Here is a 23,519-nt window from a genome sequence, read left to right as displayed (position 1 = left end):
AGTTGTATTTAGCCTATGGCTACATTAATTAGTGTTGTAATTGTTGAAGATGACCCCGATATCGCCGAGATTCAACGTTTGTTCGTGGAAAAAATCGCGGGTTTTGAGGTGGTGGGAATTGCCTACAATTTAGTAGAAGCCAAAGAACTGGTTACTATCTTAAAACCACAGTTGGTCTTGTTGGATGTTTATTTTCCTGATGGAAGTGGTTTGTCATTTTTACAACAGTTACGTACAGAGGGGGCTAAATCGGACGTTATTTTAATCACCGCGGCTAAAGACATTACAACCTTACAAACAGCCTTACGAGGTGGAGTGATTGATTATATTATAAAGCCTGTCATATTTGATCGTTTTTCTGAAGCGTTACAAAAATACCACAACTATTGGCGGCAATTGAATCAATTGGAGCAATTACAACAAACGGATATTGACCAGTTGATCACGCCAGCCGTACCAGCAGAAACTAAACGACGAGTACTGCCCAAAGGGCTACAAAAACCTACCTTGGAAAAGGTGCAACATGTTTTTAACGAGCCACAGGTTATTTTAAATGCAGAGCAAGTGGGTGAGTTAATTGGCATTAGCCGCACGACGGCACGCCGTTATTTAGAATATTTAGTGAGTTGTGGACAGTTGCGGTGTTCATTGGTGTATGGAGATGTGGGCAGACCTGAAAGAAGATACTCACTCTCTTAGGTAAGGTGCAAAAGGAGAAGAAAATAATTTTGATGTGAAGTATGGATTAAATGTTTATTCTTCATTAATCTTGAAGGGCTATTATCAGCCCATCAAGAGCTAAAGCGACATTTGAGTGTAGCCTAGTCAAACTATCCTGCTGATATAGTTGAATCAGCGAGTTGGTCTTGTTTTTTATTTGCACGATGATCTAACCAATGCCTAATAGCAGGTAGTAGGCCTAATACTAGGGCTAGTAAGATTAAACTAAGGGTTAATGGCCTCTCCCAAAGAAAGTTTAAGCTACCATCACTGATCAGCAATGCTCGACGTAAATTATTTTCCAGCATGCCACCTAAAATAAACCCAAGCAGTAAAGGGGCCATAGGAAATTGCAGTTTTCTTAAACCAATAGCGGCAGCAGCAAATAATGTCATGATTAAAATATCTACACTATTAAAGCTGACTAAATAAACCCCGGCTAAAGAGAAAAATACAATTAATGGAATTAACAACTGTTGCGGTATGGTTAATAAACGAGCCAAATAAGGAATCAGTGGCAGATTAAGGATTAATAACACAATATTTCCCAAGTACATTGAGACAATCACAGACCAGAATACTTCTGGGTTATCCAAAAATAATCTAGGGCCTGGTTGAATGCCATAAGAAATAAGCGCTCCTAACATAATGGCGGTGGTGCCAGAACCGGGAATGCCCAATGTGAGTAGAGGGACAAAAGAGCCCGTTGAGGCTGCATTGTTGGCAGCTTCCGGTGCGGCCAGGCCTTTAATACTACCTTTACCAAATTCATCTCTGGCTGCTTTATTAGCAAGGTTACGCTCGGTGCCATAGGCCATAAAAGCGGCAATGGTAGCACCCGCGCCAGGTAATACCCCAATCAAAAACCCTAAAATTGATGACCTGCCAACAACAGGAGCAACGGCTTTTACTTCCTGTTTAGTTAATGCCATGTCTTTTAAGGTAGGCTTTTTCATTAAGGCGGATTGATTGGCTAATGGGTTTGTCGTGTATTGTTGTGCTGCAATTAAGGCTTCTGCTAAGGCAAAGGTTGCCATGGCTAATAATAAAAAGCTTAAACCGTCAATAAGGTCAAGTCGACCAAAAGTAAAGCGTTGAATTCCTGAAGACTGGTCAGTGCCAATGGTTGACAGCATTAAACCAAGGATGACCATGACACAGGATTTTAAAAATTGCCCTTTGCCAGCAAAAGCAGCAATTGCGGTAAGACCGACCACCATTAAGGCAAAATAATCGCTGGATTGAAAACTAAGGGATACTGAAGCAAGCATGGGAGCAGCCACTAGTAGAATCAGTGCTGCTAATGTACCACCAATAAATGAAGAATAAGCAGCCAATGCCAGTGCTTTACCTGCTTGGCCTTTTTGTGCCAAGGGAAAACCATCAAACGCAGTAACAACTGTGGCTGAACAGCCTGGAGCATTAATTAAAATAGATGAAGTTGAGCCTCCAAAAATAGCACCATAATAAACCCCTGCCATTAAGATAATACCACTTGCAGGGTCTAATCCGTAGGTAATAGGGATCATTAATGCGATGGCTGAAATTGGCCCTAGACCAGGTAGCATACCAATTAAGGTGCCAACAAAGCAGCCAACTATAACCATCATGATGTTGGTCAGATTGGTTGCCGTACTAAAACCTAATACAATACCGTCCCACATTGTTTAACCCCCCAATCCATCAAAAACTCTGCCGGGAGTCAGGTATACATCAAGTACTTGAGTGAGAAATACCCAGAAAATAACAACAACAGGGACTGAGGCAAGCAATAAAACTTTTATGCGTTTTTCACCTAGAATGCGATAACCTGCTATTAAAAACAAAATAGTGGCTAAAATAAAACCTAACCATTCAACTATTAGCCCATATACAGCCATTGCAACTAGTAAAGCAGTCGTCGTATACCAATTAAATGGCTGGGTATTTTTTTTAACATGAGTATTAGTGGTTTGTTGGGTTGGTGCAAGTAATAAGCACAAAGCCACCAGGCAACCTAAAACACTTAGCAAATATGGAAATGTTTTTGCTGTTACAGGTTCAAACTCTGAACCAGGATAATCTGGAATTAAAGTTGTACAGTAACCATAGCCCAGGGAAAAGGCTAAAAATACCATTCCGCCAATTCGATCGGTAGTGAGCATGGGAGGATTCCTGCGTTGTCAGTTATTGTTATTATGGGCACTACAAGTGTCAGGTGGTCTAACTTATAGCGCCTAAATATGAGTTATTTTTTTAGAAAGCCCAGTGATTGCATGAGTGCTTTCATGGTTTTTTCTTGTTCATCTAGAAAAGCAATAAACTCGTCATTGGCTTTATAATTATCAATCCAACCATAACGATCACGGGTGGTGTTCCAGGCAGTTGATTGCTGCATCTCTGCTAATAGTTTGGCGAATGCTTCCGCTTTGGGTTTGGCAAGATTCGGTGCAGCAAAAAAACCTCGCCAGTTGGCAAATACCGTTGGGTTACCCATTTCTTTTAAAGTGGGAACATCGGGTGCTGCTTTCAGACGTTCAGGAGCGGTAATAGCTAATATTCTAACTTGTCCTGATTTTGCTAACTCTAATGCTTCACCGAAACCTGTGGAAAGCACTTGTGTTTCGCCAGACAGTAGCGAAGCCATTGCTTTTGCACCAGCATCATAAGGTATATAGCGAAGTTGACGTGGATTAAGCCCGGCATTTTGTACAGCAGCTGCTGCAATCAAATGATCCATGCTGCCACGAGTGGATCCACCAGCAAACTTAATTTTAGCGGGGGATTTTTTATACTCTGTAATCAACTGATTCCAGTCTTTATAAGGTGCATCATTTTTCACAATGAACGCGCCATAATCAGCAATTATTGCTGCGATAGGCGTTAAGTCACGGTAGGTTTGGGGGAACACGCCAGCCAATGAGCGAATAACAATAGGAGTAGAGTTAACCATTAATGTATTTTGCTGTTTTTTGGCTGTTTCGATGAGATAAGCAATGGCTTTTCCGCCACCTCCACCAGAAAGGTTTTGGTAGGATACTTTATCAGCTAAACCAGCTTCTTTTAGTGTGGCACCTGTGGCTCGGGCAGTTGAGTCCCAACCACCACCTGCACCACCTGGTACAAGAAAATGAATATCGGATGTGTCTGTAGCATAGCTGTTAAAGCTTAAAGCCAGTGTCAATGCACAGATAGAGGTTTTGATTCGATTAAAACAGCTGTGAATAGATTTGGATAGAATTGGCATAGTGACTCCTTGGTTTAATAATTATTTTTCAGCACTACAGTTGATACATTACCGACCTGTGGGAAAATGAAAAGGTTATGTGCTTAAAGAATGTTTTGTTCATAAAGTTCATAGAATTCATTTTTACTTGTTAAGCCTAACTGACAGTGGATGGTAACAGAGTATTCATAACAATTTGAACGCTTATATTAAAATGTTACTTTAATGGGTATAATAATTTAATGTACTCTGGTGTATAAAATATAGCCATTAATTTGTACTTCATATGCTGGGTATATCATATGAAGCATAAATAATAGCCTTATATAGAAAGGTTTTGGAGTTAATAGGTTATTGCTGGGTTTTATCGAAGCAATATAGCCATGTCGAAAAGCGAGAGATTGATCATGAAGAAGATGCTTATTGTACTGCTTCTGTTGTTTATTCAACCAACACTAGGTTTTTCTGGCATAAAAGTATTGCGAGCGGACTTCCGTGAGCGACCACCATTGATGTTTTTGGAAAATAACCAAGTCGCTGGGCCGATGGTGGATATACTTGAGTTGTTAGCTAAACAACTGGACTATCGACTGGTGTGGCGTAGAGCACCGTTTCAAAAGAGTATGACGGATGCGCGCAGAGGTTTGATTGACATAATCCCAAGAGTATCTTATTCCAAAGAAAGAGAGTCAATCGTGCATTATTTAAAACCGCTAGGATACCGACAAAAAGATACGTTGTTTATTGTGTTAAAAGATAACCCTGTAGAGGTAGACCAGTTTGAAACCCTAAAACAGTTTAAATTAGGGGTGAAGCTTGAGACATCGTACTTTGATGCTTTGGACCAATCAACACAAATCAGTAAAACACCTTATCGTAGTTTTGATGCTATGGTGGTAGGGTTAGTAAATAAAGACGTGAATATAATTGCAGTACTGGAACAGGACAAAGAGCACATTGAGCAGCCAATTGCAGAACTAAATTTGTCATACCATTATTTGGACTATAAACATGAAAGCAAAATACCTAATTATTTTGCTATCTCCAAACGTTCGCCTCACTATGTCAATAGAGATAAGTTTGATGTGGCATTAGCTGCTTTGATTAGTTCAGGGGAAGTCAAACGAATTTTTGATAAATATAAAGCACCTATTGTATTTTAGCTTTAAATTAATCACAAAAATACGCATACTGTTGACTGATGTGTAATCAGTAGGCTATTTGTTTTTATCAGTTTTGTCTGAGTGAGTTAGCGGTGCACAAGCCACTTGTTTAGCGATAATACATAACATTTTAGCTAGTTCAATACTATTTAGCTCATCAGCAACTGTTGGTTTTGTTTGAGGAGGTGAATCTCTCACTTCAGTAGGTGTTTGGTAAACAGAAGAGTTTTGGTTGGTAGGCTGGGTGCTGATAGTACTCATTGTATTGGCTCCCATCTATTGATTATACAATTAGTCAAGGCTCATTTAACTGAGTGGCTTGCTTACTATCATAACGGGAATGAAGAGTTTGAGTAGCGCAGGTTGCTTGATGCTGTTCACACTTTATGTGGCTGTCTCATTAAAGAAGGTGGGTTGCTGAGGCATGGGTCTCATTAATGGAGTAGTCATGTTATGTAACTGAATAAAAGGTGAGTTGAATAAGTCCATCATCTTTTATTCAGTTAATAATCAAATAACTGATGACCCTAACAGTTTAGCGAACAGAGTCGATACAGTGTCCTAGTACTTCGTTATATTCTGTGGTGCCTGGGCAGTTGCAAACGCTTGGGTTGCCAAAGCGGTTGATATCACGAGTACAAGCAGCGACAGATGAGGCTTTAATAGAACATGAGCTTTTGATACCCCTTTTATCGACGCCTGCCATGCTAGCATTGTCAGTCTCTGAAATGATGCAATAACCAATAGCGGCATTATATTGATATCCATCTGGACAGCCACAAATACTTGAATTGCCACACTGGTTATAATCCATTGTGCAAATACCCTGGGGTTTTACAACAGCAGGTACATTTTCTTGAGCAATGGCTGCTGACGTCATGTGTAATGCAATAAAGCTAGTACCAATAGTTTTTAAAAGACTTTGTATTTTAGCCATATTTCTCTCCCTTTTGTTTACAGAAGAAAATGCCTAATACTTGGCTGGCATTTTTACACTTTTTACTCAAACTATACAACCGTATTCACTTGAGTGAAAAAGCATTTTTTATTTGAATTGCTAAATGTAAAAAAATTGTTATTTAAGGCAACATTACGAAAATTTGGTCAATAGAATAGGCGGTTTCTTCATCTGCGATACGTGGATCATAATCAATGTAAACACTGCTTGGGTTGCCAAAACGTTTGTTAAATTGAACATTTATTTTGTGAGCACTTTTGTTTGCTTTAACTAAGTCAGCAAAAAGCCCATCTATGGTATCAAACATACTCATATGGGATTCAGGTACTTCTTGATTAGTGTCGGTGTAGGTAACTTTTTTGACTTCGTTATCTCTAACGTCAACGGTAAATGATTTACCTGACTCAGCACAAAAACAGAAATACCGATAAATGTAAGTGTAGTTGCTATAATTATCTTTATACCATTTAGCTAGGTAAGTGGCGACTTCAGGTTTAAAGTCTTTAGTAAAATCTTCACTCCAAGGATCAGCTGAAACAGTTGTTGATAAAGTAGCAGCTAAAGTGATAGGTAGTATTTTTTTTAAGATCATTATTGAACCTCCAATGCTTGACTCGTTATGGAGTCTCACAATATTGTTAAAAATATACTCAATACATCTAGTTTATCCATTTGAGTATTTATCGCGGCACTTTATATAGGAACTTGACAAAATTTACAATATTGGTTTTTCCAATAGTACGATTTTTTGGTAGCAAATGTCGTATACTTGATATAAAGCAATAAGTATTAAACTTGTACTTGCTAATTAGTATTTTAAAGCAAGTGATAACTAATTTTTCAAAACGCTTGTTGGTGGACTATTGCTTGTATTAGGTTGGTTTATAGTTCTGCATAAGTGCTTACTTTTGATAGCGCTCCGTTTTGTTGTGACAACTGCTTGTAACTATCCATTCTTTTAAAATATAGTCATTCGGTATTACACTCAATTGCACTTGCTACACAGAGTTTTGGGGGTCTTCTATGGATGACTTTTGGTTACAGGTAGAGGAGTGTAAAAAGCTCAAAGCGCAGGGATTGACGCAAAAGCAAATTGCTGGCCAGCTAGGTGTTTCTAGAGCAGAAATTTCCCACTGGTCAAGATTTGCTACACTAAATCCAATGGTAAAAGCGTTGTTAAAAGTCCATCGATTTAAGTCTTCTTATATCAGGCATATAGTGACTTTGAAGGAGCCACAGACTCAGATGCAGCTTATTCGTTTGGCTGCTCAAAACCATTGGTCGGTGAGAAAGCTAGAAATGGAAGTGAAGCATCTAAAGGACAAAAAAGATAGTTTAGTTAATATTATTGACAAGTCTTATCATGATATAGGTAAAGCCGTTAATCAAAAGACGGGGTTAATGGTGTTGGTAAAAGAGCGCCCTGGTCATAAAGAGGAAGGACTGGTGGCAATTGTTTTTAAAAATAAAATTGAGTTGGCTAATATTTTAGAGAAGTTAGCCTATCATTAGAAAATTCATCGGTTAAGTGTAAATAACTAGTTGTTAGCGTTTAGATATTTGTCAAATATTCTTTTAGATATGCCCTGATGCTGAAGAATAAGAATAGCTTGGTTTAACTCTGTTAATATCTGTTAATAATTGGTATGCACGCAGCGACGTTTTAGCAATATAAATATGATAATGGATTTTATCAGCATGGGGTAATGGTGCGCTGGCAATGTTGTGAGGGAGTTTGTATTTATCTATCAGCACTGCCCCATATATAGGCTCTAGGCTGTTTTCAAAGATTTCACAGCGATTATTAGCAATCATTGTCAGTACAGAAAAAATACTGGGGGCACCTTGATTAATAGTTTTGCTCTTGACAAGCCCGTATTTTGTATATAAATATTCATAATTGTACCCCAAAACCCCACAGAGTTTGTAATTATTGAGATCTGATGGCTGATTAATTTTGGGACCTTTGGGGAAACGATCTTTGGAATAGAATACCCCACTGTTTAAGTGGTAGATGGGTGTTGTTGCATAGTACTTTTCTGCACGTTCCATACTGAAGCTAGCATTTAAAAATACTTCGAATTTACCTCGTGTACCATAATGATGGACTTCATCAAGGCAACGTTTCCAAGGTATCATCTGTAATGTATAACTGAAATTAGTTAGTTTAAACGCAGCCTCAATTAGCTCAACAGAGGCACCTATTATCGTGTTTTTATCAAGTTTACCAGCCGATCTTGAATAGTAAATAAAAGGTGGCCACTCACCCTCATCATCACAGATTTTGACGGGCTCATTCGCATAAACAGATGAAGCAGTGCCCAGAGAAAAAAAAAGCACTATTCTGAATACCACTAAAGCTATTGAGTTTGAAAGGCTAATAATATTGACTCTATCATTGGGAAGTTTATGAAATTATAGTTCAAGTTGCCTGTTGTAATGAGGAATACCAAAATGCTAAATCAAAATAGTGGACAGGAGGGTAGATGAACAAACTAGCGTTGACTCAACTACGAAATATCGGTGAGACTGTTGCGGAAAGGCTTGCCAATGTTGATATTAATACGCCAGAGGAATTAGCAAAAACAGGTGCTGCCATTGCTTATCAAAAGTTAGCTGCCAGATATCAGGGACAGCGTTTGCCGGTTTGCTATTACTTATACTCATTAGAAGGCGCGTTGCAAGACCGGCATTGGGATGACTTTACTGATGAAGAGAAATATCAGTTACGAGTGGCGGCAGGTTTAATAAGTTAGCTGGCTGACCATTGATAGAATGGCTGGGTGCTAGGACTGACTAAATAGTATATCAGCCCACCGGTAAGCGACCCAGTAAACCAGCCGTAGTCATAAAACCAGGGTAATAGGTTAAAAGTTAATGCTAACAATGATATGGCTGTTGGGATAATCAATGCGATGAAACCAGTTTTATTAAACTTAGGGTAGTGACCTTTGGTTGTGTAAAGCGACTTGATATCAAGCTGTTGTTGCTTTATGACGAAATAGTCAACAATCATAATACCGGCGATCGGCCCCAATAGGCATGAATAACCAATCAGCCAGTTGGAGTAGAGGCTTTCTATACTAGTCGCTGAGGTAATGAAACCAAGTTTTTTCAGTAATTCCCAGCTCATCAGTAATACACCTACCATCCCTGTTAGTAATACCCCTGTGGTTTGGTTGATGTATTTTGGGGCTATATTTTGAAAGTCGTTAGTGGGAGAAACCACATTTGCGGCAGTATTGGTAGAAAGTGTGGCGATAATTAAAATACTCATGGAAACCACTATTACTATAGGGTTTTCAATTTTTCCAATTAAGTGTATCGGATCTGCAATGGGTTCGCCTACTAGTGCTGGCGAAGCGGCTGTCATGATTACACCTAAAGCTGCAAAGAAAAACATGGTGAGTGGTAGGCCGATTATTTGACCAGTGATCTGTGCTTTTTGATTTTGAGCATAACGACTGAAGTCAGGAATATTTAATGAAAGGGTTGCCCAGAAGCCAACCATAGCGGTTAAACCAGCAAAAAAATAGCGCCAAACACTTGCATCAGCTGGACGTTTAGCTGGTTGGTTCAATAGGTTTTCCAATGAAATATGGGGCATAGCCCAAACCATTAAGCCAATGCCTACCAACAGAAGAAGGGGAGCTGCAACAGTTTCTAACCATTTAATGGAGTTGGCTCCTTTAAGTACAACCATTAGGTTTAATACTAGAAAGATAAAGAAACCAATCACTTCTCCCGCAGTGGCTAAACTTGCCCAGCTGTCAGAAAAAGTCGCTAACAGTTGGTGTATAGCAAGCCCCCCAAACAGGGTTTGAATGCCAAACCAGCCACAAGCAATTAAAGCACGGATTAAGCATGGAATATTTGATCCTACAATGCCAAAGGACGCGCGTAATAGCACAGGGAATGGAATACCGTATTTTGTACCAGGGCAGGCATTTAGGGTTAAAGGAATAAGCACTACAATATTTGCGATCAATATAGTCAGTAATGATTCGCTGACACTTAAGCCGAAGTAACTAGTGAGAACCCCACCCAGCATATAGGTTGGCACACAAACGGCCATTCCCACCCAAAGTGCAGCAATATGCCACTTGGTCCAGGTGCGCTGCTCAGGCAGTGTAGGTGCAATGTCGGCATTGTAGTAAATACTGTCGTGTAATCCAGGGTGTTGTTTTATCAAAGGGGATTGGTCCAAAGTGGATGAGGAAAGGGAAGTGGCTGCCATGTCCATTAGTCTCTAATTATACTTGTTATTCTTCTTTACGTTTAAGCGATTAAGCTTACCTGGCTTTATACTTACAATTCAATAAGAGGCTGTTGTATAGGGTAATAGGGAGTAATGATGAGAAAACGGCTTAAATATTTGGCTTCTGTTGTACTCATTTCGTCGGGTGTATTGATGACGGTGGTATCTGCAGTGATGAGCAACTATCTAGTCACAGCAAATAATGACAGAATTAAATCACTTCATGATCAGGCTGAGTCAATTGAGCAAACCATCATGCAGCTTTGGCAGGACTACCAGTTGTTTGAATTGAAAAAAGATACTGCTACTTTGATGGTTGCTCAGGAAGTTGAGCAGCAATATTTGGTGACTTTTATTGCTGATGTATTAAATAATATTAATGTCTCTATTCCTGATGCTCCACAGAATAATGATCAAACCTTGTATAACTTATTTTTAAAGAGTATTGCCCAGCATAAGCAACTTACGGTTGATCAAATCAATACAATTTACGGTGAAAAGCTTGACTTTTTGGCTCAGGCAAGAGAATTGGAGCAGAAAAACAATGGTTTAAGTAATGTTGCATTGTTTTTTCAAATAATGGGGTTGATATTGGTGTTGTCAAAACACTTCTTTGATTAGCTTCATCAAGAGAGTGTCAGGTTAAGGGACGTGTATGAAACAATTGGTTAGCTTTTTGTTCCAAGGTGGAGGTTATTTCGTACATGTCCCTAAACATTTGCCTAGCCTGAGGCCTTTCTGTCAGCTTATATGGTATTAATCACCAAGTCACTATTTGCTAAGCAACTGCACGCTAACACGATATCTTCTGCTTTTTCAGCTTCCGATAAAGGAGTGTCAGCTAGGCGTTGATAGTCACCTGTTATCACCTTTACTTTACACTGACCACAGATCCCTGCCCGACACATGTAGGGGATTGCCACACCAGCTTGTTCTGCTTGTTCAAGTAGTGGTGTTTGGTTATCACCTTCAACCATCACATCCCATGAGTCAAACAGCAATGATAGGGATTGTTTAGGTCGGGGCGTTGTGTCTAGTTGCTGTGGGGCAAAAAAATGCTCCTCATAATAATCCTGTAAGGTGTGGCCTATTTGACTACTTAGTGTTTTACAGTGATCCATAAAGCTTGCAGGGCCACAGACAAAAATGGCTCTTTCAGATAAGTCAGGCACATTCTGCTGTAACATAGTTTGGTTGAGCCTACCACGGTGCCCAGGCCAAGCGGGTGTTTGAGTCGGCTGGGTAAGCGTTATATGAAGGGTGAACTGGGAATTTTGCTGAGCTAATAAGAGTAACTCATGATGTGCAATTATTTCAGCTTGATTTCGTGCAGAGTAAATCAACACCACATCAGCTTGGGCTAGTCGGTCAGTTAACCAGCGAAGAATGGACAACATGGGGGTAACGCCGCTACCGGCTGCTAATAATAACAGTTTATTATTGCTAGTCCGATTAAGATGAAAATCACCCGTGGGTAGCTGGGCAGTTAAATGATCTCCTTCCTTTAAATGGTTGTGTAGCCAATTTGATACTAATCCTTTGGGCTCACGTTTAACTGTTATGGCTAAATGCTCTGGCCTACTGGGTGAAGAAGATAAAGTATAAGTACGGTTAATGGCCTGCCCGTTAATAGTCGGTTGAATAGCCAGATACTGGCCTGGTAAATAACAGGGTAAAATAGTAGGACTATTAAGTAAAAAAGTTTTGGTTGAAGGGGTTTCTTCGATAATTCGCTGGCAGGTTAATTTTAGTTCGCCTACAGGTGCATTTGACTTGGCCTGTTTAGGGTTGCGCTTGATAGAGGCATTATCAATGTAATGAATCGGTGTTTTGGTTTTTATTATCTCAATAGGATCACCGACTGAAATAATGCCTTCGTTTAGTGCAATTAAATTTTGGCCAAAAAAAATGTTATGATTTTCATCACTTCGATATTTAGCCAAAGTAGTCAATGGTTCTTTTAATTGATTCTTGGTGGCGTTGTTTGGGTTTACTGTTGTAAAAATGCAACGGGTACAAGGAGAGTCTATTTCAAAATGTACTTCACCGATTTTGATTTGTTGCCAACTATCTTCAGCAAACGCCTCGGTGCCACTGACTACTATATTAGGACGAAATTGCGCCATATTAACTGGTTCAGCTGTACGACAATTTAAGTCTGTTAAAGAAGCTTCTGAAACAATGAGTAAAGGATAGCCATCAGCAAAACTCACCTGTTCATTAGGTCGTTTTTTTACAGATCGATGTGAGTGCTCACCGTAAAAATATAAATGGCACGATTTATTTAAATACTGACTGAACCATTGGTCATATTGTTCGTGGCTGTGTTGGGCTTGAATGGTATCTTTCCAGACTGTGATGGGGCGATATTGGCTGGTTAACTGCGCATACTCAATCGTTAAGGTCGGCATACCTGGTGCTGATATTTGTAATCCTGCTGGAATAATCACCGATTTAATCAAAGTAAGCTGAGGGTATTGGCGCCCGGTAATAAACTGACCATTGCTGTCAACCAAAACGAACCGTCGATCGAAGGCAAGCCCTTCACGGTTAACCATGGCTTGGCTAACCGAAAGCCCTGCAGTTGACTTGATAGGATAAATAGTGATTGCAGATAAACAGGCAGGTTGATACATCTATTATTACTCTACGCTAATCAGACTGTTTACCTTAATTCATTCCACCAGGTTAGGCAAATACCTTCAATAATAGAGTAATAGTCGCAATAAAGCATAAGCATAGGGTGAATCGACGTATTTGGGTTTTGCTAATAAAATGGAGTATTTGATAGGCAAGCCAATTGCCAAGTAACGTTGCTGGTATCAGTGGTAAGCCAAGCTTTAACTGCTGCCAACGAAAGCTACCCATTATGACTAAAATAATTAATGATGTAATACAGCTGTAAAGAAAGAAACTAGCTAAATTGGCTCGGATAAAGTCAGCACTTTCATTTTGTACGACCAGTGCCATAGGGGGGCCACCAATGGAAGTACTAGTACCTGTTAGCCCTGAAACAAATCCTGCAACAAATAGAGTTTTGGGGGTGGCCCGGATAGACCAGTTGGCTAGACTAACAATCAAAGCAAAAGCAATTAGAGTTGCCAGAAACCCTGCAAGCAAGCTTTGAGGTAGGACAAGTAATAAGCCGCCACCAGCAATGCACCCTGGAATTCGCCCAAGCATGGCTGATGATAACCCTTTCAGGGATATTGAATGACGAAAATAATAAGTATTTGCCAGGCAATTAAATAATGCAGCTAGAATGATAGGGCCTGGAACATAATCAGGATTCATGAGAAATAACAGCGGAGCTGCAACCACTGCCATACCAAAACCAATAGCAGTTTGTACTACAGAGCCAATTAAAATTATGACAAAGGCAAAAGTTGTGGTAAGCCAATAATCCATTTATTAGTGACCTGTTGAGTATAAAAAATTATCAAAAGGGTAGTTTAAGCTGAACAGGTGCCAGTTGGATAGGTCATAGTTGCATTATGGATAGCTTCTTTAAGAAAACGACAGTAGTTTTTTTAAAGCTCACATTAGAGTCGGTTAATTAACCTTAAAAAAAACCGCCGCTGGTGACAGGTAAAAAGTATGACTTTGGTTAAAGTATGTTAAAATTCCAGCAAATACCGAAGAAGTCAGACTGCTAAGCGCTGAGGAAGTTATATGAATGCTGAAGTAAGGCTACGTATTAAAACCTTGCTAAATATGTTGGGTATGGGGGAGGTTACACTTCCAGATGAACCTGTAGTGAGTCTAAGCATTGATGATAAACTCACCATTAACATTGGTATGACAGAGAGTAGCCAAATTATCACCTTTTTTAGTAGCGTCGATAAGTTAATGGACGGAGATTTTCAACAAGCAAAGCAGCTATTGATCAGTAATTTATTCAGTGTTCAATATCCGCCTATGATGACGGCTATTGATGAACTGAGTAACGATATTATTTTATGGACTCAGCTCGACCTAGGTAATACTGATGATGCTCAATTATTTCAAGCGCTGGAAGCATACATCAATAAAGTAGAGGAGTATGCACAAGCAGCTGAAACAGGTGGCCAGCAGTCGTTAGAGGTTAATCAAAATGAGGTGAATGCGCCATTTGGTTTAAAAGTGTAAATATACTCTTCTTGAATGATTTTTAGGACTTGTTGTTGTCGCTTTTTTCTCAATTATTTATAAATATATGAAATTATGGGCCTCATCGCTTGACGGCCCAGCTTGTGCTTTTTATTTTAATTAGTGCTGCTATCGCAGGCTTTAGCTCCACAAAAGCATTCGCCTTGGCTACATATCCCCATTTAACTTAAACCTAAAATGAGCCGCGGTACAGGTAAAGTCTTTCGTTCAAGTATAGGTACTAGGACATGATATGGACACGTTTTAATATACGGTTGAAATGAATAAATTGGAGTTATATTTATTAGATGGTAATCGCTTGCATGCTTGGGTGATTTTGGCACAGCTTTTTGCTGAAGTAGGGCTGTCAGAGCAAATTTTGTCTAATCTTGCTGGTGAATTACAGACGACTCAAATTGAACAACAAGATCTATATGATATTTACCATTATGAAGTGGCTCCCTGTTTTTTGCATGAACAGTGGTTTGCTGTAAAATGAAAGTCAATGGAAAAACTAATTCCTGATTATTGGCAACAGCTGAATAAATATCTGGTTTAAGGTAAAGGTGCATTAATACCAGAAAAATTATGATTTATTGTCAATGAGTTTTGCATAATTGAAAAAAATACACTGCTTTTTTAGAAACCTATGCTAATGGCTTGCATATAGGTCGTTATGTAGTATCTAACCAGTGCAATCAAATAGTGAAAAATAAGCACTATGTCAGCTTTTATCCACACCTTCCTACTATTCATTCCAGTGGTCAACTCAAGGTTTGCTTTAATTAAAAGTGAAACTGAGCCAGAAATTTTTCAGACATTTCACTTTTTCTTCCTTGACTGAAGGGTGAAGCTTGTGGTGCCTGCTCTTTGTTAAAAATATTTTTCTGTTTTTAAATATCGGCAAAGTCTATCCCAACTAATAGTCAAACTATTTGCTTTTTTTATTCCTGTAATAAGGGCTGAACAGCTAGATAACGAAAATTTGGCATTATAAAAAAACTGAATTTATAGCTATTCAAATCTCTTATATTATGTGACTTATATCTGATTTCATAATGGACTCACGTTTAGTTTTCTAAATAATATGTGAATCAGATCAAGGTAAACGTGTGTTTGATTAATGTAAAGTTCACCACTGAAGTTCACAAGTAAACCCACAGAAAACCACTTAACTGAATAGCTATTTGGCAGGATGTCGATAGCTAAGGAAAATACAACCTACCGTATCAGATAAATACTGAAATCAAGCTGTTCAAGGACGCCTGATATACAGCTCAACCAAACACATCAATATCAATTTTTGGTGTAATTAGAGAGGATAGAATGCGTTTATTGAATAAAGCTTTAATTAGCCCACTAGCATTGGCTATTTCTGCAATGGGTAGTCTCACGGTAACAGCGAATGAGGTCGTTGATGGACCTGTTGTTTTGGATGTCATGGCTGTTTATACAAAAGAAATAGCGAAACATAATGATATGGCTGCTAAGTTAAGCCAGTTTGTAACTTATGCGAATAAAAGTTATGAAAATAGTAACATTAATATCGAATTACGTTTAGTCCATCATAGTGTTTTACCTGATGCAGAAGGTTTTGCAGACAATCTGACCAGCCCTTTATTAAAAAAATTAAAAAATAATGATTATGTTGCAAAGTTAAGGGCAGATCATGGAGCTGATTTCGTTTCCCTTATTGGGCCTGCAGCAGGGTTTTGTGGTTTAGGGTATGTATCTCGAAATAATGGAGTAGAAGGTCAGTTAGAAAATAACTCAAAATCATGGGCATATAATTTGGTTGATATAAGGTGTCTAAGCTCTTATGCTCATGAGTTAGGTCATAACATGGGATTACAACATTCTCGGGTGCAAGAAGCTGAAGAGGCGAAACTTAAAATAGAGAAGACGATAGAAGCAAAAGAAAAATTTTTCAAAAACAACCCTGGAAAAGAGTTCCCAGAAGAGCTTGATTATTATAAGCAGTTTCAAAATAATCTTGATAGTAAGATCTTTAAGTGGGCATTAGGTCATGGGGAAAATGGCCAGTTCGTTACAACCATGGCTTATCCAAATGCTTATGGGGTTTCACAGAATTCACGGTTACAGTATTTTTCTAACCCTCGAATATATGAGTGTAAAGGCTTGGCGTGTGGTGTTGATGTAAATAAAGAAAGTAGTGCTGATGCGGCACAAGCGCTAAATCGTCTAGCGACTCAATTAGCTGAGTTCATGCCTACAACGCATCCAGTGTCAAATGTTAACAACAAAAAAACTCAGACCACTTCGAATAAGCCAGAAACAACTAGCAATAAAAAAACAACAATCCAAACGACGAATACAACCACTACCAATACAACAAAAACCAAAGTCACAACGACTACGGTGGTGAGTAATAAAACTTGTCAAAAAACTAAGGTTGAAGGCAACTTAATAAAGAACGGTGAGTTTTCAAATGACCAGCTCCAACATTGGGGGGCTAGTTATGCAAGTCAGCTAAGTATTGATTCTATTGCTAAATCCTGTGGTAAGGATCAAGTACTTAAAGTAGATAATAGTCAATATGGTGCAGGTGCCTATACCAAAATTACCGGTGTAGAATTGAATAAACCTTATGACTTCAGTGCTAAAGTTAAATTGGCTACCAGCGAAAATACGCGAGCAGATGCAAAAGTATTACTTTATGTACCAGGACAGAGATACATAGAGTTAAAGTCTCAGTCTGTTACTGATCAGGAGTTTACTCAACTAAAAGCGCAATTTACTATTGAGTCAAGTAAAACATTACAACGAGTCGATTCAGCTTATTTATTTGTGTATATTCCTCATAGTGGCACGCCATTTATGTTGGATGAAGCGGTTGTGAAGCAAGCGGCTGAGCAGCCAACCACGACAAAAAGAAAAACATCTCAGGTGTTAGTCAGTAACTTTGAAAATGGTTTACAAAGTTGGCATGAAGGGTTTCGCAGTACAGTAGCACTTTCTCGTTCAGCCAGGGAAGGTTATTACGGTTTGGCGGTAATGAATCGTCAGTACTGGTACTCAGGCGCCGTATATGATGTGCGTGGTTTATTAGATAATAACCAAAGCTATCAGGTTACAGCCAACTTTAAAGTGACAGACACTTCTGCAGGGCAACAATATGCTGATATGAGACTTTATTATATTGATGACAGTGGCCATCACTGGGTCACAATTAAGCGTCAGCCAGTGTCTGCAGGGCAATGGCACACACTTAACGGTTCAATAAATGTCTCACCAAAAGGCAAAGTGAAATACCAAAAACTCTTCCTTTTTGGTCCACAGGCGGGCGTCAACTTCGCTATCGATAATGTTCAGATTAAACGATAGAAAAAGCGCAAGGGCAGCGACTCGCTGTCCTTACCTTGAGTGGTTCATCAAAACATAGAAGTAGTCGGGCTAGTCTTTAGGTTAAGCCCGTTAAGAGGTTTAAAACATGTTGAAGCCAATAATCTTAGGAATCGGTGCATTAACGATAGGCATTAGTTCTGTATTCATGATGAAACAGGAAGCAACTGTTGGATCAAAGACAAGTCAGCTTATAACGGAAAGTGAACAATCAGTGCCTTCTTTACAACAGATTGTTGTACAGGATGCAGAAATTACCCAAGCAGTTAAGAAAAATGCACTCGCTGAGTTTGCAGCAGTGGATCCCAGCACGTTAAAACTGCCCACCGATGAAATGGTGGATACCCTTATTGAGCCAGAGCCTCAGCAGGTATGGGTCGTTGATGCTGACAATCCTATTATAGAGGAAGGTGGTATCCACGTTGCTCATGTACAAATGGAACCTGGTGTTTTAGAAAAATTAAGTCTGGGAAAAACATTAATATTAGAATTACCTCATTTGAATCAAGCCGTTCAAGCTGAAATTACGTCAACCCATAATACGGTGGATGGTGTGGAAGTTTGGCAAGGACAAATTGAAAATGGCCAAGTCTATGAAAATGTGTCAATAAACCGTGGCAGCAGACAAACTTATATAACCGTAGCTACGGGCAATGGTGTTTATTCTGTAAAAGTTGATAACCAAACTGGGCTGGCAACCATCATTGATGATGGTGAAATTACCAGTAAAAAGTCTCAAGGCCATACTGATATGATTAAGCCACAACAGATTCAAGTAGTCCCACCACAAGCTTAGTGGTCCATGCGCAAAATAAGGTAACAACTTCTTCCCCATTTATCCTCTGGCTGTGTTACTTTTTCTTGACGTAGGCCCACTATGCCTGCAAAAAAGTGCCTTGTCAGAAAGTAAATGGATTTGAAGACAGTTACCCAACTTTACGCATGCAGCACTACTAGTTTTCTTCTTATTTAATAGCTGTTATTTATTTAACCATCTTAGTTGAGGGTTTTTTGTTTTTATATCTATCATTTACTTAGTTTTGCTTTATGGTGAAATAATCAGAATATAACATTACCACACAGTAAAGGTTAAGCAGTGCAGTGCTATAAATGCTTATTACTGATTTTGTTATTGCTAATAACACTGAAAATAATGCCTGTTAATCATGCATTTGCTAAAGAAGTGTTTCTGATTAGGCCTCACAGTGGTGAATTGTCATTGGAAGGTACCTTTCGTTATCAATTACTTGACCTGGTTTTGGCTGTGACCAAAAAACAGTTTGGCGACTATACAATTAAAGGCTATCAAGGAAAAATCTCTCAGGATCGGGTAATGGATTTAATTAGCCGGGGCATAAAATTTCGCACTATTGCAACCATGACCTCTGAAAAGCGGGAACAAACCTTACAGCCAATACGGATTCCCCTGTTAAAAGGTTTGTTGGGGCATCGCATTTTTATTATCCGATCAGGGGATCAGTCAATTTACTCTCGTATCCCAAGTTTGGCTATGTTAAAAAAGCTAAGGGCTATTCAAGGGCATGATTGGCCTGATACTGAAATTTTAATTGCCAATGGTTTTAAGGTAGTCACAAGTCCAGATTACTTAAGCATATTCGATATGCTTCAATTCAATCGTGCAGACTACTTTCCACGAGGCGTGGGTGAACCCTGGACAGAGGTTAAGCAACATGCTGATAAACACTTACAGGTAGAAAAAACGATTATGCTACAGTATGATGCGCCTTATTATTTTTTTGTTAGAAAAGGTGATAAGTCATTATATAATCGAATTAATAAAGGCTTAAATATCATCATGGCATCAGGAGAATTTGATCAGTTATTTTATAGCTTTCCAGACCATCAATCGATGATACGTCAAGCTAATATGGGTAACCGTCGTTTATTTAGAATTGAAAATCCATTTCTTAAAATTAACCCTTTCAAAGAGGGAAAGTATCGTTATCAGCCAGGAGAAGAAAAACACTTTATGCATTTTGCTGATTAGTAAGTGTTTTAATATGACTTACCTGATACTCACCAATGGTGTTTTTGCATTTCCAGCTAGGTTTGCCTGGTAATTAGCATAATAATGAAAGAAAGTAGGATAATGATAAGCTAAAATTGAAGTTAACTAGCTTTATAGAAATAAGGTAGAGCGAATAAAGTAAGCAGGTTTAGCTATATCAGTTATTAAGTAACTTGTTCTAGTGTAACGGCAGTCTGTTGAAGACTGAGGGAAATATGTAGTATCACAAGATGAAAAACCCTCTGGCGCCTATCTTAAGTCATCGCAAAGACCATCCCTTAACTTATCGTTTATTGGGCTATATTATTCTCTGTAGCTCTGTTTTTGCGTTAATTTCGACAGCTCTTCAATTGTATTTTGATTACACCAAAGATATAAGTGTTATAGACGAGCAGTTTTCACAAATTCAACATAGTCATTTACCTAGTTTATCGGTCGGTTTGTGGCATGTGAATATGCCACAGGTTCATAGTCAACTAGATGGTATTCTGCAGTTTGCTGATATTGTTCATGTGGAATTGGATAATGAATTGGGTACAGTGATTAAACTGGGAGAGCCGACGGATCAAGTGTACCAAATCGAACGCAGTTTTAAGGTGGTTTATGATGACGTTCATTTAGGCAAGGTGGAAGTAGGGAAACTGGTTGTTCAAGGCACATTGGAAAATGTTTATAACCGATTATTTGATAAAGCGCTGGTTATTTTATTTACCCAACTGGGCAAGACGTTCATTGTCTCTATTTTTATTGTGTTGATTATTTTATCAATGGTAGCAATACCATTGAGTCAAATGGCTCACTATGCAAGAAAGCTTGGCCTGAATAACTTAGCAAAAGAGTTAAAGCTAGTGGGAAAGCAGCCTTCCACGCCGCCTGATGAAATTGATGAAGTGGTCAATGCAATCAATGATATGCGGATGTCACTACAAAGTGACATGATTAAACGAGAGCGAGCGGAACAGGAACTTAACCACTATCGAGAACACCTGGAAGACTTGATTGAGAGCCGTACTGCATTACTGCAACGCCGGGAGCAAGCAGAAAAGCTAGTGGCTCGGTTATCAACCAAATTTATTAGCTTACAAATTGATGCTATCGAGCAAACTGTGGATCATGCTCTCAGTATTATTGGTCAGTTTTTTGAGTCAGATTATAGTTATATTTATTTAATTAGTGAGGATGGTCAATATCTTTATAAAGCATTTGAGTGGCGCAATAGTGAAATTACCCATACCAAGTCATTACCCAAGGTAATGTTTATTGATGAATATCCTTGGTTGCAATCCCGGCTAGGTCATAACACACAAATTCCTGATATCAGCTTATTAACCGGTGAAGCTAACTTAGAAAAAGATTTATTTGAGGGAGCTGGCGTGGGATCATTTGCCATGGTGCCATTGCGAATGCAAGAACATTTACGAGGTATATTTGGCCAGGCCGTTGCGAATAATACTAAAACCTGGACGATTGATGATTTTGTATTGATGCGTTTATTTGGTGATATGGTGGTCAGTGCATTAATCAGAAAAGATATGGAAATCAAGTTGAGAGATGCGAATGAAAAACTAACGCGACTTGCTATTCAGGATGGTTTGACAGGCTTGAGCAATCGCCGTCATTTCGATCAGACGTTAAAAATGGAGTATATCCGCTTTTCTCGCACTCGAAGCCCACTATCTCTAATTATTTGCGATGTGGATTATTTTAAAAAATATAATGACTTCTATGGGCATGATGCGGGTGATCGTTGTTTAAAACAGGTCGCACATATATTAGAGGATATCTTCAAACGAGAGACTGACTTAGCGGCGCGTTATGGCGGTGAAGAGTTTGCTGTCATTTTGCCTTCAACAGGCCCTGAGGATGCATTAGAGTTAGCAAACCAATTGCGGGAACGAGTTTGTGATTTGCAAATACCCCATGCCGCATCGCCCATCAGTTCTTGGGTAACTGTCAGTGTAGGGGTTTTAACTGTTGATGAGTCGATCATTACCGACTTAGATCAGTTAATTCCAACCGTCGACAAAGCATTATATCGTGCTAAGGATAATGGCCGTAATCGTGTTGAGGTGGCTGTGGCAACGGCAGCTTAAAGAACATTGATATAGCACTATATTGCTTGCAGTAAGCTCTTTCATGTTAGTTGATGATAATAACGAATATTGGTTTAGCTACAATGTCTGAGAATATTGATGAGCTGTTAGAAGATCCTGATTCGCACGAACAGAGAGTTTTCCCGCGTCGAGAAGTAAAGTGGAAAGCGGCTATTAAAGATAAACAAACAGAGCAAATTATCCCGGCTGCAACCATCAATGTTTCAAAGCACGGCGTTTTACTGGAAACTGAAGTGTGTTTTAAAAAGCTACAAAAACTGCCAGTTATGATTAAAGTCATTTACGGCAGTAATAAATTAGTAATTTACGCAACAGCTGAAGTACGCCATGTGGTGATCAGAAAAAAAGACTTTCATTTGGGGCTACAGTTTGTAGAAATAGACACTAAATCCCAGACATTTTTAGCGAAATTTGCTGATCGGGCAATCTAGCTCGCCTATTTATCAATTCGGCTAGCCAAAGCCGCCATGATGTGTATATCATCCAAACCACCTAGTTGAGCGAGAGTTTTAAAAGGATATTATAAAACTAAACGAAATAAAGTGGTATTAATGAAAAGTCGTTTAGATGACGACAGGTTGGGTAAGTGTTATGTTACTCATCTATCAATAATACTAAAAAAGTAAGTAAACCTATACAGGAAGGAATCAACTTTCATGACAACCTCACAATCACCAGGGGCCCGTTTTCGGCAGCTTGTTAAAGAACAGTTACCCTTACAAGTGGTGGGTACGATCAATGCTTATTGTGCAATGTTAGCAGAACAAGCAGGTCACCAGGCTATTTATTTATCTGGCGCAGGGGTTGCCAATGCATCTTTTGGGTTACCGGATTTAGGCATTACCAGCTTGAATGATGTGGTAGAAGATGTTCGCCGGATAACGGCTGCCAGTTCACTACCTTTATTAGTTGATTGTGATACAGGGTTTGGGGGGGCTTTTAATATTGCCCGTACTGTCAATGAAATGGAACGAGCAGGAGCCGCTGCGATTCACCTGGAAGATCAGGTAGCTCAAAAACGCTGTGGCCATCGACCAGGAAAAGCGATTGTTAGTGCTGCAGAAATGGTCGATCGGGTGAAGGCTGCTGTTGATGCCCGTGATAACTTAGACTTCGTCATTATGGCACGCACTGATGCCCATGCAGTAGAAGGGATGGAAGCAACTATTGAACGCTCATTGCTTTGTGTAGAGGCAGGAGCGGATATGGTTTTTCCAGAAGCTATGCATACACTTGATGAATACCAGAAATTTGTCGCAGCGGTCAAAGTACCAGTGTTGGCAAATATCACTGAGTTTGGTAAAACCCCTTTGTTTAATACTAAAGCCTTAGCAGCAGTAGGTGTACAACTGGTGTTGTATCCGCTAAGTGCGTTTCGTGCTATGAGCAAAGCGGCACTTGATGTCTATCAAACTGTACTTAACGAGGGGGACCAAAAGTCACTGTTAGCCAAGATGCAAACCAGGGAACAGTTATACCAAACCTTAGGATACCATGCTTATGAAGATAAGCTGGACCAGCTATTTACCAAACAGCAACAGGCTGATGATGCTCAAACTGTTTGAAGTTGTCGCGAAAGCA

At 39.2% G+C, this 23,519-nt stretch carries 23 protein-coding genes; 13 read left to right on the top strand and 10 right to left on the bottom strand.

Annotated features, from left to right (window positions below; translation table 11 throughout):
* Nucleotides 1-15 precede the first annotated feature (15 nt).
* The gene (locus G4Y78_RS17145) at nt 16-699 is read left to right on the top strand and encodes a response regulator (protein ID WP_163834183.1); all 684 of its coding nucleotides are present in this window, start codon (nt 16-18) and stop codon (nt 697-699) included.
* A 131-nt stretch (nt 700-830) separates the two neighbouring features.
* On the opposite strand, the gene G4Y78_RS17140 is transcribed toward G4Y78_RS17145, so the two are convergent.
* The 3 genes from G4Y78_RS17140 to G4Y78_RS17130 all read right to left on the bottom strand — a co-directional run bounded on the left by G4Y78_RS17140 (nt 831) and on the right by G4Y78_RS17130 (nt 3,946).
* Nucleotides 831-2,384, bottom strand: a complete 1,554-nt coding sequence (locus tag G4Y78_RS17140) for a tripartite tricarboxylate transporter permease (protein WP_163834182.1) — start codon at nt 2,382-2,384, stop codon at nt 831-833.
* Between the two features lie 3 nt (nt 2,385-2,387).
* A complete protein-coding gene (locus G4Y78_RS17135; RefSeq protein WP_163834181.1) occupies nt 2,388-2,864 on the bottom strand; it encodes a tripartite tricarboxylate transporter TctB family protein in 477 nt (158 codons plus the stop codon).
* 83 nt (nt 2,865-2,947) lie between these two features.
* Entirely contained in the window at nt 2,948-3,946 is a 999-nt protein-coding gene (locus G4Y78_RS17130) for a tripartite tricarboxylate transporter substrate binding protein (protein ID WP_163834180.1), read from the bottom strand.
* A gap of 386 nt (nt 3,947-4,332) precedes the next feature.
* On the opposite strand from G4Y78_RS17130, the gene G4Y78_RS17125 reads away from it, so the two are divergent.
* Entirely contained in the window at nt 4,333-5,088 is a 756-nt protein-coding gene (locus G4Y78_RS17125; RefSeq protein WP_163834179.1) for a substrate-binding periplasmic protein, read from the top strand.
* Between the two features lie 54 nt (nt 5,089-5,142).
* On the opposite strand, the gene G4Y78_RS17120 is transcribed toward G4Y78_RS17125, so the two are convergent.
* The 3 genes from G4Y78_RS17120 to G4Y78_RS17110 form a co-directional block, all read right to left on the bottom strand.
* On the bottom strand, nt 5,143-5,349 hold the full coding sequence (locus G4Y78_RS17120; RefSeq protein WP_163834178.1) for a hypothetical protein: 207 nt from the start codon (nt 5,347-5,349) through the stop codon (nt 5,143-5,145).
* 274 nt (nt 5,350-5,623) lie between these two features.
* Complete coding sequence (locus G4Y78_RS17115; protein ID WP_163834177.1) at nt 5,624-6,025, bottom strand: hypothetical protein; 402 nt, start codon at nt 6,023-6,025, stop codon at nt 5,624-5,626.
* A 142-nt stretch (nt 6,026-6,167) separates the two neighbouring features.
* Nucleotides 6,168-6,638 carry a DUF6174 domain-containing protein gene (locus G4Y78_RS17110; RefSeq protein WP_163834176.1) on the bottom strand — a complete coding sequence of 157 codons (471 nt, stop codon included), beginning with the start codon at nt 6,636-6,638 and terminating at the stop codon, nt 6,168-6,170.
* 431 nt (nt 6,639-7,069) lie between these two features.
* Here G4Y78_RS17110 and G4Y78_RS17105 point away from each other — a divergent pair, with 431 nt between their 5' ends.
* Nucleotides 7,070-7,558, top strand: coding sequence for a ParB/RepB/Spo0J family partition protein (locus G4Y78_RS17105; RefSeq protein WP_163834175.1), 489 nt, complete (start codon nt 7,070-7,072; stop codon nt 7,556-7,558).
* A gap of 63 nt (nt 7,559-7,621) precedes the next feature.
* On the opposite strand, the gene G4Y78_RS17100 is transcribed toward G4Y78_RS17105, so the two are convergent.
* The gene (locus G4Y78_RS17100) at nt 7,622-8,386 is read right to left on the bottom strand and encodes a substrate-binding periplasmic protein (RefSeq protein ID WP_163834174.1); all 765 of its coding nucleotides are present in this window, start codon (nt 8,384-8,386) and stop codon (nt 7,622-7,624) included.
* A gap of 146 nt (nt 8,387-8,532) precedes the next feature.
* Here G4Y78_RS17100 and G4Y78_RS17095 point away from each other — a divergent pair, with 146 nt between their 5' ends.
* The gene (locus G4Y78_RS17095; RefSeq protein ID WP_163834173.1) at nt 8,533-8,802 is read left to right on the top strand and encodes a TfoX/Sxy family DNA transformation protein; all 270 of its coding nucleotides are present in this window, start codon (nt 8,533-8,535) and stop codon (nt 8,800-8,802) included.
* Here G4Y78_RS17095 and G4Y78_RS17090 read toward each other — a convergent pair.
* A complete protein-coding gene (locus tag G4Y78_RS17090; RefSeq protein WP_222937519.1) occupies nt 8,799-10,283 on the bottom strand; it encodes an NCS1 family nucleobase:cation symporter-1 in 1,485 nt (494 codons plus the stop codon). The genes G4Y78_RS17095 and G4Y78_RS17090 overlap by 4 nt on opposite strands.
* A 114-nt stretch (nt 10,284-10,397) precedes the next feature.
* Between G4Y78_RS17090 and G4Y78_RS17085 the strand changes: the two genes are divergently transcribed.
* Nucleotides 10,398-10,925, top strand: a complete 528-nt coding sequence (locus G4Y78_RS17085; protein WP_163834171.1) for a hypothetical protein — start codon at nt 10,398-10,400, stop codon at nt 10,923-10,925.
* Between the two features lie 125 nt (nt 10,926-11,050).
* On the opposite strand, the gene G4Y78_RS17080 is transcribed toward G4Y78_RS17085, so the two are convergent.
* Both G4Y78_RS17080 and G4Y78_RS17075 read right to left on the bottom strand, forming a co-directional pair.
* Entirely contained in the window at nt 11,051-12,940 is a 1,890-nt protein-coding gene (locus G4Y78_RS17080) for a hybrid-cluster NAD(P)-dependent oxidoreductase (RefSeq protein WP_163834170.1), read from the bottom strand.
* A gap of 52 nt (nt 12,941-12,992) precedes the next feature.
* Complete coding sequence (locus G4Y78_RS17075) at nt 12,993-13,712, bottom strand: sulfite exporter TauE/SafE family protein (protein WP_163834169.1); 720 nt, start codon at nt 13,710-13,712, stop codon at nt 12,993-12,995.
* Nucleotides 13,713-13,976: 264 nt separating this feature from the next.
* On the opposite strand from G4Y78_RS17075, the gene G4Y78_RS17070 reads away from it, so the two are divergent.
* The 8 genes from G4Y78_RS17070 (at nt 13,977) to prpB (ending at nt 23,503) form a co-directional block, all read left to right on the top strand.
* Nucleotides 13,977-14,432 carry a type III secretion system chaperone gene (locus tag G4Y78_RS17070; RefSeq protein ID WP_163834168.1) on the top strand — a complete coding sequence of 152 codons (456 nt, stop codon included), beginning with the start codon at nt 13,977-13,979 and terminating at the stop codon, nt 14,430-14,432.
* A gap of 280 nt (nt 14,433-14,712) precedes the next feature.
* A complete protein-coding gene (locus tag G4Y78_RS17065) occupies nt 14,713-14,931 on the top strand; it encodes a DUF7079 family protein (protein ID WP_163834167.1) in 219 nt (72 codons plus the stop codon).
* Nucleotides 14,932-15,758: 827 nt separating this feature from the next.
* Nucleotides 15,759-17,777 carry a carbohydrate binding domain-containing protein gene (locus G4Y78_RS17060; RefSeq protein WP_163834166.1) on the top strand — a complete coding sequence of 673 codons (2,019 nt, stop codon included), beginning with the start codon at nt 15,759-15,761 and terminating at the stop codon, nt 17,775-17,777.
* Nucleotides 17,778-17,883: 106 nt separating this feature from the next.
* Nucleotides 17,884-18,591: a hypothetical protein gene (locus tag G4Y78_RS17055; protein ID WP_163834165.1), complete on the top strand. Its 708-nt coding sequence runs from the start codon at nt 17,884-17,886 to the stop codon at nt 18,589-18,591.
* 300 nt (nt 18,592-18,891) lie between these two features.
* On the top strand, nt 18,892-19,803 hold the full coding sequence (locus G4Y78_RS17050; RefSeq protein ID WP_163834164.1) for a substrate-binding periplasmic protein: 912 nt from the start codon (nt 18,892-18,894) through the stop codon (nt 19,801-19,803).
* Between the two features lie 251 nt (nt 19,804-20,054).
* The gene (locus G4Y78_RS17045) at nt 20,055-21,917 is read left to right on the top strand and encodes a GGDEF domain-containing protein (RefSeq protein WP_163834163.1); all 1,863 of its coding nucleotides are present in this window, start codon (nt 20,055-20,057) and stop codon (nt 21,915-21,917) included.
* An 83-nt stretch (nt 21,918-22,000) separates the two neighbouring features.
* Nucleotides 22,001-22,369, top strand: coding sequence for a PilZ domain-containing protein (locus G4Y78_RS17040; RefSeq protein ID WP_163834162.1), 369 nt, complete (start codon nt 22,001-22,003; stop codon nt 22,367-22,369).
* A gap of 225 nt (nt 22,370-22,594) precedes the next feature.
* Entirely contained in the window at nt 22,595-23,503 is a 909-nt protein-coding gene (gene prpB, locus G4Y78_RS17035) for a methylisocitrate lyase (RefSeq protein ID WP_163834161.1), read from the top strand.
* Nucleotides 23,504-23,519 lie beyond the last annotated feature (16 nt).

The organism is Spartinivicinus ruber, from assembly GCF_011009015.1.
Taxonomy (GTDB): domain Bacteria; phylum Pseudomonadota; class Gammaproteobacteria; order Pseudomonadales; family Zooshikellaceae; genus Spartinivicinus; species Spartinivicinus ruber.
The sequence above is the reverse complement of the archived record's forward strand: the minus strand, read 5'-3'. Positions and strand labels throughout refer to the sequence as shown.

Excerpts from the sequence above, each read along its gene's own strand:
- G4Y78_RS17085 (WP_163834171.1), top strand. The coding sequence starts at position 10,398 with ATGATGAGAAAACGGCTTAAATATTTGGCTTCTGTTGTACTCATTTCG.
- G4Y78_RS17075 (WP_163834169.1), bottom strand. The coding sequence starts at position 13,712 with ATGGATTATTGGCTTACCACAACTTTTGCCTTTGTCATAATTTTAATT.
- G4Y78_RS17115 (WP_163834177.1), bottom strand. The coding sequence starts at position 6,025 with ATGGCTAAAATACAAAGTCTTTTAAAAACTATTGGTACTAGCTTTATT.
- G4Y78_RS17145 (WP_163834183.1), top strand. The coding sequence starts at position 16 with ATGGCTACATTAATTAGTGTTGTAATTGTTGAAGATGACCCCGATATC.
- prpB (WP_163834161.1), top strand. The coding sequence starts at position 22,595 with ATGACAACCTCACAATCACCAGGGGCCCGTTTTCGGCAGCTTGTTAAA.
- G4Y78_RS17060 (WP_163834166.1), top strand. The coding sequence starts at position 15,759 with ATGCGTTTATTGAATAAAGCTTTAATTAGCCCACTAGCATTGGCTATT.
- G4Y78_RS17135 (WP_163834181.1), bottom strand. The coding sequence starts at position 2,864 with ATGCTCACTACCGATCGAATTGGCGGAATGGTATTTTTAGCCTTTTCC.
- G4Y78_RS17080 (WP_163834170.1), bottom strand. The coding sequence starts at position 12,940 with ATGTATCAACCTGCCTGTTTATCTGCAATCACTATTTATCCTATCAAG.
- G4Y78_RS17105 (WP_163834175.1), top strand. The coding sequence starts at position 7,070 with ATGGATGACTTTTGGTTACAGGTAGAGGAGTGTAAAAAGCTCAAAGCG.
- G4Y78_RS17070 (WP_163834168.1), top strand. The coding sequence starts at position 13,977 with ATGAATGCTGAAGTAAGGCTACGTATTAAAACCTTGCTAAATATGTTG.
- G4Y78_RS17040 (WP_163834162.1), top strand. The coding sequence starts at position 22,001 with ATGTCTGAGAATATTGATGAGCTGTTAGAAGATCCTGATTCGCACGAA.
- G4Y78_RS17090 (WP_222937519.1), bottom strand. The coding sequence starts at position 10,283 with ATGGCAGCCACTTCCCTTTCCTCATCCACTTTGGACCAATCCCCTTTG.
- G4Y78_RS17045 (WP_163834163.1), top strand. The coding sequence starts at position 20,055 with ATGAAAAACCCTCTGGCGCCTATCTTAAGTCATCGCAAAGACCATCCC.
- G4Y78_RS17055 (WP_163834165.1), top strand. The coding sequence starts at position 17,884 with ATGTTGAAGCCAATAATCTTAGGAATCGGTGCATTAACGATAGGCATT.
- G4Y78_RS17120 (WP_163834178.1), bottom strand. The coding sequence starts at position 5,349 with ATGAGTACTATCAGCACCCAGCCTACCAACCAAAACTCTTCTGTTTAC.
- G4Y78_RS17125 (WP_163834179.1), top strand. The coding sequence starts at position 4,333 with ATGAAGAAGATGCTTATTGTACTGCTTCTGTTGTTTATTCAACCAACA.
- G4Y78_RS17095 (WP_163834173.1), top strand. The coding sequence starts at position 8,533 with ATGAACAAACTAGCGTTGACTCAACTACGAAATATCGGTGAGACTGTT.
- G4Y78_RS17065 (WP_163834167.1), top strand. The coding sequence starts at position 14,713 with ATGAATAAATTGGAGTTATATTTATTAGATGGTAATCGCTTGCATGCT.
- G4Y78_RS17140 (WP_163834182.1), bottom strand. The coding sequence starts at position 2,384 with ATGTGGGACGGTATTGTATTAGGTTTTAGTACGGCAACCAATCTGACC.
- G4Y78_RS17130 (WP_163834180.1), bottom strand. The coding sequence starts at position 3,946 with ATGCCAATTCTATCCAAATCTATTCACAGCTGTTTTAATCGAATCAAA.
- G4Y78_RS17110 (WP_163834176.1), bottom strand. The coding sequence starts at position 6,638 with ATGATCTTAAAAAAAATACTACCTATCACTTTAGCTGCTACTTTATCA.